General features: G+C 64.0%; 12 protein-coding genes. 9 read left to right on the plus strand and 3 right to left on the minus strand.

Annotated elements, in window-relative coordinates:
* The first annotated feature begins 58 nt into the window (after nucleotides 1–58).
* Entirely contained in the window at nucleotides 59–964 is a 906-nt protein-coding gene (locus tag GY791_15460) for a zinc ABC transporter solute-binding protein (GenBank protein ID MCP4329824.1), read from the plus strand.
* A 10-nt stretch (nucleotides 965–974) separates the two neighbouring features.
* On the opposite strand, the gene GY791_15465 is transcribed toward GY791_15460, so the two are convergent.
* Entirely contained in the window at nucleotides 975–2,906 is a 1,932-nt protein-coding gene (locus tag GY791_15465) for a PhoX family phosphatase (protein ID MCP4329825.1), read from the minus strand.
* Between the two features lie 158 nt (nucleotides 2,907–3,064).
* Between GY791_15465 and GY791_15470 the strand changes: the two genes are divergently transcribed.
* From GY791_15470 to GY791_15490, 5 genes are all read left to right on the plus strand, one after another.
* Nucleotides 3,065–3,709 (plus strand): hypothetical protein, encoded by a 645-nt coding sequence (locus GY791_15470; GenBank protein ID MCP4329826.1) that lies wholly within the window; start codon nucleotides 3,065–3,067, stop codon nucleotides 3,707–3,709.
* Nucleotides 3,710–3,753: 44 nt separating this feature from the next.
* On the plus strand, nucleotides 3,754–5,508 hold the full coding sequence (locus GY791_15475) for a tetratricopeptide repeat protein (protein ID MCP4329827.1): 1,755 nt from the start codon (nucleotides 3,754–3,756) through the stop codon (nucleotides 5,506–5,508).
* A 90-nt stretch (nucleotides 5,509–5,598) separates the two neighbouring features.
* Entirely contained in the window at nucleotides 5,599–6,372 is a 774-nt protein-coding gene (locus tag GY791_15480; protein MCP4329828.1) for a 4-hydroxy-2-oxovalerate aldolase, read from the plus strand.
* Between the two features lie 8 nt (nucleotides 6,373–6,380).
* Nucleotides 6,381–7,397, plus strand: a complete 1,017-nt coding sequence (locus tag GY791_15485) for an NADP-dependent oxidoreductase (GenBank protein MCP4329829.1) — start codon at nucleotides 6,381–6,383, stop codon at nucleotides 7,395–7,397.
* A 213-nt stretch (nucleotides 7,398–7,610) separates the two neighbouring features.
* Nucleotides 7,611–8,084, plus strand: a complete 474-nt coding sequence (locus GY791_15490; protein MCP4329830.1) for an Rrf2 family transcriptional regulator — start codon at nucleotides 7,611–7,613, stop codon at nucleotides 8,082–8,084.
* Nucleotides 8,085–8,097: 13 nt separating this feature from the next.
* Here GY791_15490 and GY791_15495 read toward each other — a convergent pair whose 3' ends face one another.
* Nucleotides 8,098–8,991 (minus strand): LysR family transcriptional regulator, encoded by an 894-nt coding sequence (locus GY791_15495; GenBank protein MCP4329831.1) that lies wholly within the window; start codon nucleotides 8,989–8,991, stop codon nucleotides 8,098–8,100.
* Between the two features lie 106 nt (nucleotides 8,992–9,097).
* Between GY791_15495 and GY791_15500 the strand changes: the two genes are divergently transcribed.
* Both GY791_15500 and GY791_15505 read left to right on the plus strand, forming a co-directional pair.
* A complete protein-coding gene (locus tag GY791_15500; GenBank protein MCP4329832.1) occupies nucleotides 9,098–9,541 on the plus strand; it encodes a DoxX family protein in 444 nt (147 codons plus the stop codon).
* A 22-nt stretch (nucleotides 9,542–9,563) separates the two neighbouring features.
* Nucleotides 9,564–10,538, plus strand: a complete 975-nt coding sequence (locus GY791_15505) for a glutathione S-transferase family protein (GenBank protein ID MCP4329833.1) — start codon at nucleotides 9,564–9,566, stop codon at nucleotides 10,536–10,538.
* Between the two features lie 40 nt (nucleotides 10,539–10,578).
* On the opposite strand, the gene GY791_15510 is transcribed toward GY791_15505, so the two are convergent.
* Entirely contained in the window at nucleotides 10,579–10,893 is a 315-nt protein-coding gene (locus GY791_15510) for a hypothetical protein (GenBank protein MCP4329834.1), read from the minus strand.
* Between the two features lie 127 nt (nucleotides 10,894–11,020).
* Here GY791_15510 and GY791_15515 point away from each other — a divergent pair, with 127 nt between their 5' ends.
* Nucleotides 11,021–12,007: a GlxA family transcriptional regulator gene (locus tag GY791_15515; GenBank protein ID MCP4329835.1), complete on the plus strand. Its 987-nt coding sequence runs from the start codon at nucleotides 11,021–11,023 to the stop codon at nucleotides 12,005–12,007.
* Nucleotides 12,008–12,055: the final 48 nt, after the last annotated feature.

Genomic DNA, 12,055 nt, shown 5'->3' on the forward strand with positions numbered 1-12,055 from the left:
ATATGTTATACTATAACAATTAGGAATCCGCGCGGCAAAAAGGTATCTTGGGGCGGCAATGAAACGCAGCTTTACCATGATATGGATGATCGCCGTCGCGGCGGTGGCGGGTACTGGCGCAGCCCAGGCCGAATTGCCGCGCGTCGTCGTCAGCATCGAACCCCTTCATGCGCTGGTTTCAGGCATCATGGATCGGGTCGCGATACCCGAGCTCTTGGTGCGGGGGACGGTTTCTCCCCACGACTATCGCTTGCGTTCGTCGCAGAAGCGCAAGCTGAGCGAGGCCGATTTGGTCATTTGGGCCGGCGACGGTCTCGACGATTTCATGGCCGAGGCGGTTGCCGATCTGCCGGAGACGACGCGGGTCATCAAGATCACCGACCTCGATCTGCCGGTCAAACTGCCGCTACGCACGACCGGAATGTGGACCAAGGATCCGGTGCCAGAGGACGGTACGGTCGACCCCCATTTGTGGCTGGATACCGACAACGCCGCGGCGCTCGTCGACGCGTTCAGCCGCGCGCTCATCGAAATCGATCGCACCCACAAGATCGATTACGGACGCAATGCCCGGACCATCAATGCCCGGCTCGGCGGCCTGCACCGGCAGCTGCGGCGCGCGCTCGGGCCCTATCGCGGGATACCGTTCGTCACCCAGCACGACGCGCTGCAGTACCTGGAGCAGAAATACGGTCTCGAGGCGATCGGCGCGCTGATGACCGGTCCGGTGTCTCTGGGATCGACCGACCATATCGATGAATTGATCGAAGAGGCGGAAGCCCTCGACGCGCGCTGCGTGTTGGTTCAGCCGCAATTCGAGGACCTCATGAATGGCGGCGTGGCCGAGGGCGACGCGTTGCGTGCGGTCGAGATCGACCCCCTGCACTCCGACCAGCGGGGTCTTAACGCTTATTTCGAGATGATGCGCACACTGCCCAAGGCGGTCGCCGCCTGCATCGGATAATCAAAACGGTTCAATCGCCGATTTCGCCGCCATCCTGCTTGGTGATGGCAACGACCGACGGCCGCGGCGGCAACGACGGGTCGAAATCGGGCCATCGCGTCGAAGGCCGGTCGAACGTCGACCGCTTTTCGTCGGCCGGATGCTGCACCGAAACGAACAATGTGCGGCCGTCCGGGGTGAATTCCGGCCCCGCCATCTCGGCCCCCCGCGGGCAGCCGAAAAAGAACCGGGTCAGCGCCCTGCCCTCGCCGTCCAGGTCACAGGCATAGAGCCCATCGGGAATCTTTGTTTTGCCGTGGCGGCCCTGGTCGGTCGCGATCCACAGTCGGCCGCGCCGATCGAAAGTACAATTGTCGGGGGCCGCCAGCCAGCCACGATCCGAGACCGCCGTGTGGTATGTGGCATCGGCTTCGGCGGCGCGCGGATCACCGGCCAGGAGCAAGATCTCCCATCCGAATGCGCCGGCGCCGTGGTCGCGGTCGCCGTCGAGCCCTGGCGGCAACAACTCGACGATATGGCCATAGGGGTTGGGACCGCGCGGATTGACGGCATCGGCCCGTCCCGAAGAACGTTTGGAATTCTTCGACAGCATCACGTAGACCCGCCCGGTCACCGGGTTGACCTCGACGTCTTCGGGCCGATCCATCGGTGTCGCGCCCAACAACTCGGCGGCGCGGCGCGCCTCGATGACGACGTCGGCTTGGCTGGCGAATCCGTTGGCGGCTATCAGCGGTCCGCTGCCGAATACCAGGGGTAGCCATGCGACCTTGCCGTCGTCCGCGAATTGGGCGACTGATAACACGCCTTGATCGAGAAGATCCCGGTTTCGCGCCGGGGTCTCCGGATCGAAGACGTCGTCGCTGACGAATCGATAGAGATACTGAAAAACGGCGTCGTCGCCGCTATAGACGACGACCCGTCCGCTCTTGTCGAGCCAAGTCGCCGCCGCCTCGTGCATGAAGCGGCCGAGGGCGGTCCGTTTGACCGGCACCGAATTGGGGTCGTAGGGGTCGTACTCGACCACCCAGCCGAAACGGTTGGGTTCGTTGGGCGCGATCCCGAGATCGAAGCGGTCATCGAATCGACGCCAACCGAACAGACCCTTCTCCTTCACCCCGTAGCGGCGATAGTGGCTGGCCTGATCGCGGTCGGCGATGGCGCCGCCGAAATAGTAATGAAAGTTCTCCTCACAAATCAGGATGGTGCCCCACGGCGTCTTGCCGCCGCCGCAATTGTTGACGGTTCCCAACACCCTGGTGCCGCTCGGATCGGCCGGCGTTTTCATCCGCGCGTGTCCCGCTGCCGGGCCCGAGACGCTGACCGGCGTCATCGCCGTGATGCGGCGTCCATAGGGGCTGTCGGCCACGACCCGCCAGCCGTCCTTGCCGCGCCTGACCTCGACCACCGAATGGCCGGTCGCCTGCATTTCGATTTCGACTTGGGCGCGGGTTAGCCTGTCCTGGGCTTGGCCCCTGTTCTTGAAGCCCGGCCACATCATGTGGGCCAACGTGTATTCGTTGTTGACGCACAGCAAACCATGATCGGACGCCTGCGAACCGAGCGGCAACGGCATATAGGCGATGAAGTCGTTGTTGTAGCCGAACTGCCGGGCCTGCGCCGCCGCGGTCTGCCGGCCCGGGTCAAAGTCCGGCGCACCGGTAACGATCGGATCCCCCCAGCGGACAAGAACCGTCGCCCGGTAGCCGGGAGCGACCCGATGTTTGCCGTCGAGGATCCGCTCCGGTTCGATGAAGGTCAGGCTGGAGGACGCCCCCGCGGCCGACGCGATCCGCGTCGCGATCGTCGTGCCCAGGCCGCCCACCGTCGACAGCACCGCCGCACCGGCACCCAACCCGGTTAGCGCCTGGCGACGGCTGAAACGTGCCGCGGCGACTTCAGCCAACGACGGATTGGCGCAACCAGGCTTCCGATCCTTGCCCATCGCAAGGGCACTCCGTTCTTCCAATATTCTAAGAATAGGCACCAATCGCAGACATTGCACAAAATAATGTCCGTTGTATGACGAGCGGTACACACTAGATACAATCTTCGAGAGCCGATAGGAAAGCGGCTGTTTCGCAGTGCGGAGGAACGCGGCCGATGCGCGTGGTCTTGATCTTGGTAGCACTGATGCTCGCGACGAGCGGCGCGGCGCGCGGCGATCCCGACTCGCCGCCCGACCAGTCGTTCGACATCGTCCGCGAAGGCTCGACGATCGGGTTGCGGACGACCCGATTTCAACACGACGGCGACGACCTGGTGGTCGAGACCGAGACCCAGATCAAGGTCAAGATCGCCTTCGTGACCGTCTACAAACGGTCCGAACATCAACGCGAGGTGTGGCGCGACGGACAATTGATCGACTTCACCAGCAGCGTCGACGACGATGGCGACAAATATCGTGTCACCGCGTCGCGGCAGGCGAATGGATTGGAGGTTCAGGGCGAGACCGGCGCCTACATCGCCCCCGAAGGTACCTTGCCGCTGACGATGTGGAATCCCGCGACCGCCACCGCCGCAAACCTTATCGACATCAAGCGCGGCGGGTTGCTCGAGGTCGCCACCGAACCGAAGGGGTCGGAGCAGCTCAACGTCAACGGTATCGGCGTATCGGCCGCGCGCCATGCGATGACGGGCGACGAAGAAATCGATCTGTGGTACGACGCCGACGGCAATATGGTCTTGGTTCGTACCGAGGCCCGCGATGGCTCGATGATCGAGATTCGCCGCCGTCCCGGCGACTGATCGAGTCCTTCGCGAAACCGGGCCGCCGCCGTACACTCCCTTCCATGACGACCCCCAATAGGCGCTTGGCCGCCATTCTCGCCGCCGACGTGGTGGGCTATTCCCGGCTGATGCGCGACAATGAAGCCGATACCCTGGCGGCGCTGCGGCAGTATCGCAGGGAGCTTTTCGAGCCGGCGGTGACTGCCCATCGCGGCACTGTCATCAAGAGCATGGGGGACGGGTGGCTGGTCGAATTTGGCAGCGTCGTCGACGCCGTCGACTGCGCGACCAAGGTTCAGACCGCGCTTGCCGATTTGCCGGCGATTCGCGTCAGGATGGGAATTCATATCGGCGATATCGTTCACGAGGACGAGGATATCTATGGCGACGGGGTCAACATCGCCGCACGCCTGCAGGAAATCGCCGATCCGGGGTCGATCGTCCTTTCGGCCGCGGCCCATGACGGCATCGCCGGTAACAACCAGGCTAGATTTGTCGACGACGGCACGCGACGGCTCAAGAATATCGATCGGCCCGTTCAAACCTTCCGGTGGCACGGGGAACACCCGCTGCCGCCGGAACGGGCAGCTGCCGAGGTGGTGCCGGCGGGCCACGATGACAAGCCGTCGATCGCCGTCCTCCCATTCACCAACATGTCCGGGGACGCGGAACAGGAATACTTCTCGGACGGTATTACCGAGGACATCATCACGGCCCTGGCGAAGTATCACTGGTTTTATGTCGTCGCGCGCAATACCACGTTCACCTACAAGGGCATGGCCGTCGATGTCGCCGAAATTGGCGGCAAGCTCGGCGCCCGCTACGTGGTCGAGGGAAGCGTCCGCAAGGTGGGCGATCGGGTTCGCGTCAGCGCCCAATTGATCGACGCCGCGACCGGCAACCACCTGTGGGCCGATCGCTTCGATCGCGACCTGGCCGATATCTTCGCGGTCCAGGATGAGATAACGCGCGCGATCGTGGGCGAGCTGACACCTCAATTCATGACCGCCGAGGTGCGGCGCGCGCGGCGCAAGACCGACGGCGAGCTCGACGCTTGGGATCTGGTCATGCGCGGCCGCGAGCACCTTTGGCGGATCAACCGCGAGGACAATACGAAGGCCCAGGATTTGTTCGAGCGGGCGATTGCGCAGGCGCCGGAAAGCAGCCTTGGTCGGGTCGAACTGGTTCAGTCCCTTTTGTGGAAACTCAATTTCGGTTGGACCGACGACCGCGCTGGTACGATAGAACAAATGGGCCGGATGGCAGAGTTGGCGGTCACCGCCGACCCCGACGACGCTTACGCATTGGCGGCGCTTTCCTTCGGCATGACCTACAAGGAACAGATAACGGACGCGGTCGAGATCGCGCAGCGGGCGGTGGCGGCCAACCCCAATCTCGCCATCGCGCATACCGCACTCGGCTTCGCAAACGTGTTTGGCGGCAACTACGAAGAGGGTATCGAATCGGTCCGACAAGCTATTGCGCATAGCCCCCGCGACCCCTTCTTGGCGACCATGCTCGCCACGTTGGGTATCGGCTACTACCTCGTCGAGCGCTACGGGGACTCGGCAAAAACGGCGCGCCAATTGATGCTCGAGCAGCCCGACATGCCGACCGGCTACCGCCAGCTGGCGGCAAGTCTGGCCAAGCTTGGCGATGTCGAAGAAGCGCGCTCCATCATCGAGAAAGAGGTTCTGCGGTTGATTCCGGGCCATACCGCGACGCAATCGGGCCGGCAACTGCCCTTCGGTCGCAACGAGATGGCCCGCCGCCACTGGATCGACGGCCTGGTCGACGCAGGGCTGTCACGAGGATGACGGCCGACACGGCAGCGTTGCCGCATTGCCGCGGCCCGCGCATACGATCATAATCGTGCGGCCGATCACTACCGCCGTGAAGCTTCCCGCATGTTTCGAGAAAATGCCCTGAAAAAGCGACTCGCCGCCGGCCAGCGCGCTCTAGGCTGCTGGTTGTTTACCGGCGACGTGGCGGCCGCCGAAATCCTCGGCAGCGCCGGGTATGATTTCATCCTCATCGACCACGAACACGGACCGGGAGATCCGCTGTCGGCGGTCGGCCAGCTGCGCGCGTTATCGGCGTCGCCGTCGACCGTGCTCATGCGGGTGCCGTGGAACGACCCGGTTCATATCAAGCGCGCGCTCGATATCGGCGTCGAAGGGTTGATGATCCCAATGGTCGAGACCGCCGACCAGGCGCGCGCCGCGGTCGCCGCCTGCCGCTACCCGCCGGACGGCATACGCGGTTGCGCGTCGTCGGTCGTCCGGGCGTCGAATTACGGTCTCGCCAACGACGAATATCTGCGCCGGGCCAATGATGAAGTCCTCATCATGTGCCAGATCGAATCGGTGCGGGCGGTCGACAATATCGCCGAGATCGCCGCCGTCGACGGCGTCGATGCCCTGTTCATCGGCCCCAACGACTTGGCCGCCAGCATCGGCCGACCGGGTCGGACCGGCGAACCGGAACCGCGCGCCTTGATCGAACGTGCCGAGGCGGCGATCAAGGCGGCGGGCCAAAAAATGGCCGCCGTCCCCTATGCCGGCATGACCTGGGCCGAGCTGTTCGCGCGCGGCTATGACCTGGTCCCGGGCGACAGCGACGTCACCTTGCTGCGCGACGGCGCGCGCGCCAGCATGGCCGTCCACCGCGACAATCAGTGAGGTCCGATATGACGACCCCGATAAATCGACAATGGCGGCTCAAGAGCCGCCCGCCCGGCGAACCGAGCCCGGATAATTTCGAACTTCACGAAGCACCGCTGCCGATACCGGGTGACGGCGAGGCGCTGGTGCGGAGCCTTTACCTCTCACTCGACCCCTATATGCGCGGGCGCATGCGCGACGCGAAATCTTATGTTCCCCCGGTGCCACTGGGGGCGGTGATGACCGGCGGCGTGGTCGGCGAGGTCGTCGAATCGCGCGATCCGGCGCTCAAACCGGGCGACATCGTCGAAGGCCTGCTCGGTTGGCAGGAATACGGAACCCTGCCGGCCAAGCAATTGCGTCCTGTCGACCCGTCCTTGGCACCCATTTCGACCGCGCTCGGCATCCTCGGCATGCCTGGCATTACCGCCTATTTCGGACTGCTCGAGATCGGCGCATTGAAAGACGGCGAAACCGTCGTCGTCTCGGCGGCATCCGGCGCGGTCGGCGGGATCGTCGGCCAACTGGCCAAGATCAAGGGGTGCCGCACCGTCGGTACCGTCGGCAGCGCCGCCAAGGCGGCCTATGTCGTCGACGAACTCGGCTACGACGCCGCGATCCTTTACAAGACGGCGGACGATCTCGACGCCGAGATCGCGGCCGCCTGTCCCGACGGCGTCGACGTCTATTTCGACAATGTCGGCGGCGTCGTGTCGGACGCCGTCCTGCGCCGTATCAATGTCGGCGCACGCATTCCCGTGTGCGGACAAATCTCGCAATACAACCTGGAAAAGCCGGAAATGGGTCCGCGCCTGACCGGGCTGCTGCTGGTCAACCGGGCGCGGATGCAAGGCTTCATCGTCTTCGATTTCGCCAAGCGCTATGGCGAGGCGCTCGAGGCCTTGGCCGGCTGGCTGAGTGACGGCCGGCTGAAATATCGCGAAGACATCATCGACGGCTTCGAGAATATGCCGGCGGCATTGATCCGCCTGTTGCGCGGCGAGAATTTCGGCAAACAGCTGGTCCGCATCGCCGCCTCGTGAGTTTTCGGGATCGAACTCACGTAATCGTGAGCGCAAGGCCGGCCGGTCGGCGCAATTCCGCTCGCGGTTCTGCCCAAAGCATTGAAATAACTTGTTTCTCAAGGGGAAATTAGGAGTTTCCTGGCACTCACAAAAAATTTATCATGGGTACGTCATTAGGCCCACGAGGTAACGAGGGGCCTCGCAAATAAGGGGCTGGGAGGACGCCGGGCCATGCAATTGACCCGTTATACCGACTATTCGCTGCGTGTACTGATGTATCTCGGCCTTCACCGCGATCGCCTCGTCACGATCAGCGAAATGGCGGAAATTTACGGTATTTCACGGAACCATCTGGTCAAGGTCGTGCACAACCTGGCCCGCGCCCGCTATATCCACACGGTGCGCGGCAAAGGCGGCGGCATGAAATTGGCCCATGAACCGGTCGATATCAATGTCGGGGAGGTGGTGCGGCGCACCGAAAAGGGGCTCGAAATTATCGATTGCGCGGCATTGAACTGCCGCCTGGAGCCGGCATGCCGACTGAAGACGGCACTCGACCGGGCCCGCGACGCGTTCGTCGAGGTTCTCGACGGGTATTCCCTGGCCGACCTCCTGATCGAGCGCGATGCATTGGCCGCGCTTCTCGAACCGGCCGCGGCGCCACCGCCACGGCGGGCGCGCCAGGCACGGAGCGCCGCCTCGTAGCAGCGTCACCCCTTTAGGTCGCCAAGCGCCCGCGTTCGGCGGCGAAGGCATCGAAGAAATAGTCGAGGACCGCGCGGATGCGCGGCGTGCGTCTCAGGTCGCGATGGGTGAGCACCCACAGGCCGGATACAAGATCGGCGCGCAGCGGCCACAAACGTTCGAGCCCATCGTCACCAACCACGAAACAGGGCAACAAGCCAATGCCGAGTCCGGCGCGGACGGCGTCGTGCTGGACCACGAAGCTGTTGCTGCGAAGCACCACATTGCCGCCATCGTCATAGCGTTTCAGCCACCGCGCGACGGCGAGGTGGGCCAAGCTGTCGTCACATGCGATCAGCCGATGGCGGCGCAGATCGCTGGGCCGGGAGGGGCGCCCCATGCGGGCCAGATACTCGGTCGCGGCATAGGCGGCGATGGCGATATCGGCGGCCCGTCGACCGACCATATCGCCTTCCGGATCCCGGCTCGGCCGGATCGCGATGTCGGCCTCGCGCCGCGACAGATTGAAGAAACGGTTGGCGACGATCATCTCGAGGCGGATTTCCGGGTAGGCGGCGGCGAACCCGTTCCACTGGCGCGCGATGAGGAACTGGGCGATGTCCTCGGTCGTCGTCATGCGGACGACCCCAGACAACCCGGGATCGGCGCTCATGATGTGGCGCTCGACACGATGGATTCCGTCTTCCACGTCGGCCAGCGCCGCCTGGACCGCTTCGCCGGAGGGCGTCAGGACGTAACCCTCCGACCGGCGGTCGAAGAGCCGCACCCCCGCCGCCGCCTCGAGGGCCGCGATGCGGCGAAACACGGTCGAATGATGGACGCCGAGGGCGCGCGCCGCGGGGGCCAACCCGCCGTGCCGGGCAACGGCGGCGAAGTAGCGATAGCCATCCCAATCGAGATTGTGCATTTTTGCAAACAATAATGACAAAAATACCGACTTTATTTGCAGATAAGCACACACTAATTGACCGGTCAACGGGAGATCCCGAGACACTCGCACGACGGAGAAAGCTATGCCCATCAATTCGACCGATGCCGCCCGCGCGGCCTTCCTGCTTCGCATCACGCTGGGGGTGATGTTCCTGGCCCACGGCGTCGTCTTGAAATGGTTCGTCTTTACCCTGCCCGGAACCGCCGCCTATTTCGAAAGCCTCGGTCTCCCAGGCCTACTGGCCTATGCGGTGTTTGCGGCCGAGGCCGGCGGCGGCGTGCTGCTGATTCTCGGCATCGCGACGCGCTGGGTGGCGCTCGCCGTGATCCCGATTCTGCTCGGCGCAACCTGGACCCATGCCGGCAACGGTTGGGTGTTTTCGGATGCCGGCGGTGGCTGGGAGTACCCGGCCATGCTCGTCATCCTCGCCATCGTCCAGGCCCTGCTCGGCGCCGGCGCCTATGCGTTGCGCCCCGGCGCGATCACCCTATCGAAATCGGCCGCGGCGTCGGCAGCCGGCCGCTAGAGCATCAGTGGAGGACCTCGATATGCCCATCAAAGCCATGGTCGACGGAATCTGGCATCCCCAAATCGAGGACAGCCCGGCCTTCCGCGCGCGGCGCGTCGAGGAGCGGAAACGGGCCTTCCACGGCCGCATCACGACCGACGGCGAGACGGGTTTTCCGGCCGAGCCCGGCCGCTACCATCTCTATGTCTCCTACGCCTGCCCGTGGGCTCATAAGACCGTCATTTACCGCTCGCTCAAGGGGCTCCGGAAAATCGTCCCGATGTCGGTCCTCGACCCCCGCTGGAGCGGGCCCAACGGATGGACTTTCGGAAACCAGGACGACGCGACCACCGGCATTACGCGCGACCATGCCAACGGCTTCGCCTTCCTGCACGAGGTCTATCGCCAAGCCAAGCCGGATTTCACCGGCAAGGTCACCGTGCCCGTCCTCTTCGACCGCAAGACCGGGACCATCGTCAGCAATGAATCCAGTGAAATCATCCGCATGTTCGACGATGCCTTCGCCGCCATCGCGCCGGAAACGCCGAATTTTCGCCCCGAGCGGCTGCGTCCCGCGATCGAAGCGCTCAATGGCTTCGTCCTCGACCGTATCTGCTTGGGCGTCTATCGCGCCGGGTTCGCCGACGACCAGGCGTCATATGACAAGGCGGTCGGTGACCTGTTCGGGGCGCTCGACGAAATGGAAGCGCGCCTCGCCGATCGCGACTTTCTTTTCGCCGGAACCGTAACCGAAACCGATCGGCATCTGTTCGCCACTTTAATTCGGTTCGACGCCGTCTATCACGGTGCGCTGCGTTGTAACCTCAGACGGCTCGTCGACCACCCCAACCTGTGGACGTATACCCGCCGCCTTTATGCGCTACCCGGCGTTGCCGCGACGGTTCGCCTCGACCACGTCAAGCGCCACTACTACGACGATCTCGGTCTGGTCGATCCGACCATCGTTCCGGCCGGACCGGCGCTCGAATTCGGCACCGCCAAGGCGGCGGCGTAGGATCGGTCGAAGACGTTTCCCGAGGGTCCGGACGTCACCACTATACGGTGCCCTTCGCCAAGGCCGCTATTCGGCTGCGGATGGCGTCGAGGCGCTCCTCCACATCGCGCATGCTGCCCTGCGCGATTTCGCGTTCGCGGCCGGCAAGCGCCTGGTTGGCGGCCAGCGCCTTGAGCGCCGTCTCGGTGTCGCGCGAGCGGCCGCCGGCGCGCTCGAGCGCGTCGCGATGACGCCGCGCCTGGTGGTCGAATTCGCCGAGCGACGCGGCGAGCTCACGGGCCTGAACCTCGAGCCGCGCGAGCTCGGCTTCCAACGCCGCCGCCTCGGTGCGTAGCTTTTCCAGCTCCGAAATCATCCTTTTTCCGTCATTTGAATCGCCACGCCACCCCAACAACATTGTAGCATAATCGAAATTTTTGTCGTAGAAGCGACATAACCCCGGGCGTGACCCGGGGTCATCCGGCGGCCAGGGAGAACCGTCCATGCCGGAGGGCAACTCGGCGCAGGCACCACAGGAAGCCGCGACCTGCAGGAAGATCGCCTTCTTCCTTATTCCCAATTTCTCGATGATCGCACTGATCTCCGCCATCGAGCCGTTGCGGGTCGCCAACCGGATGAGCGGCCGCGAGCTTTACCGGTGGCTGATGTTCTCGACCGATGGCGGACCGGTGACGGCGAGTAGCGGTATCGAGGTCAAGGTCGACTGTCCCATCGCCGAGGTCGAAACCTGCCGCATCGTCTTTGTCTGCGGCGGTGTCGAGATTCGCCGATTCGACGATCGCAAGACCTTTTCATGGTTGCGCCGCCTCGACCGTTACGGCGCCACCGTGGGCGCGCTCTGTACCGGCACCGACGTGCTGGCGCGGGCCGGGCTGCTCGACGGTCATCGCTGCACCATCCACTGGGAAAACCTGCCCGGGCTGGCCGAGGAATTTCCCGAGCTCGACCTCACCTATGAGTTGTTCGAGATCGACGGAAAACGGATGACATGCTCCGGCGGAACCGCGGCCCTCGATCTCATGCTCAACCTGATCGGTCTCGACCACGACCGCGACCTGGCGATAGCGGTATCCGACCAGTTGATTCACGAGCGCATCCGCGATTCCCGCGATCACCAGCGCATGACCCTTCGCTCGCGGCTCGGTGTCAGCCACGCCAAGCTGCTGGCGGTGATCTCGCAGATGGAGGAAAACCAGGAGGAGCCCCTGAGCTGCGCCGAGTTGGCCCAGTTCGTCGGCCTCTCGACACGCCAGATGGAACGCCTGTTCCGCAAATATTTCAAGCGCACGCCGACCCGTTTCTACCTCGAACTTCGCCTCGACCGCGCGCGGCTGCTGCTGTCGCAAACGACGATGCCGGTCCTCGACGTGGCGTTGGCCTGCGGCTTCGTCTCGGCGTCCCATTTCAGCAAATGTTACCGCGAACACTTTGGCCGTACGCCGCGCGAGGAACGTCGCCTGGTGCATTAAAGCGATCGGCGCAGGCGTCGATATCGAACCGCGCCGCCGGCAACCTCA

Source organism: Alphaproteobacteria bacterium (genome assembly GCA_024244705.1).
Taxonomy (GTDB): domain Bacteria; phylum Pseudomonadota; class Alphaproteobacteria; order JAAEOK01; family JAAEOK01; genus JAAEOK01.

What these genes read in the sequence shown, in the direction of transcription:
- GY791_15460 (MCP4329824.1), top strand. Translation starts at nt 59, where the DNA reads ATGAAACGCAGCTTTACCATGATATGGATGATCGCCGTCGCGGCGGTG.
- GY791_15465 (MCP4329825.1), bottom strand. Translation starts at nt 2,906, where the DNA reads ATGGGCAAGGATCGGAAGCCTGGTTGCGCCAATCCGTCGTTGGCTGAA.
- GY791_15470 (MCP4329826.1), top strand. Translation starts at nt 3,065, where the DNA reads ATGCGCGTGGTCTTGATCTTGGTAGCACTGATGCTCGCGACGAGCGGC.
- GY791_15475 (MCP4329827.1), top strand. Translation starts at nt 3,754, where the DNA reads ATGACGACCCCCAATAGGCGCTTGGCCGCCATTCTCGCCGCCGACGTG.
- GY791_15480 (MCP4329828.1), top strand. Translation starts at nt 5,599, where the DNA reads ATGTTTCGAGAAAATGCCCTGAAAAAGCGACTCGCCGCCGGCCAGCGC.
- GY791_15485 (MCP4329829.1), top strand. Translation starts at nt 6,381, where the DNA reads ATGACGACCCCGATAAATCGACAATGGCGGCTCAAGAGCCGCCCGCCC.
- GY791_15490 (MCP4329830.1), top strand. Translation starts at nt 7,611, where the DNA reads ATGCAATTGACCCGTTATACCGACTATTCGCTGCGTGTACTGATGTAT.
- GY791_15495 (MCP4329831.1), bottom strand. Translation starts at nt 8,991, where the DNA reads ATGCACAATCTCGATTGGGATGGCTATCGCTACTTCGCCGCCGTTGCC.
- GY791_15500 (MCP4329832.1), top strand. Translation starts at nt 9,098, where the DNA reads ATGCCCATCAATTCGACCGATGCCGCCCGCGCGGCCTTCCTGCTTCGC.
- GY791_15505 (MCP4329833.1), top strand. Translation starts at nt 9,564, where the DNA reads ATGCCCATCAAAGCCATGGTCGACGGAATCTGGCATCCCCAAATCGAG.
- GY791_15510 (MCP4329834.1), bottom strand. Translation starts at nt 10,893, where the DNA reads ATGATTTCGGAGCTGGAAAAGCTACGCACCGAGGCGGCGGCGTTGGAA.
- GY791_15515 (MCP4329835.1), top strand. Translation starts at nt 11,021, where the DNA reads ATGCCGGAGGGCAACTCGGCGCAGGCACCACAGGAAGCCGCGACCTGC.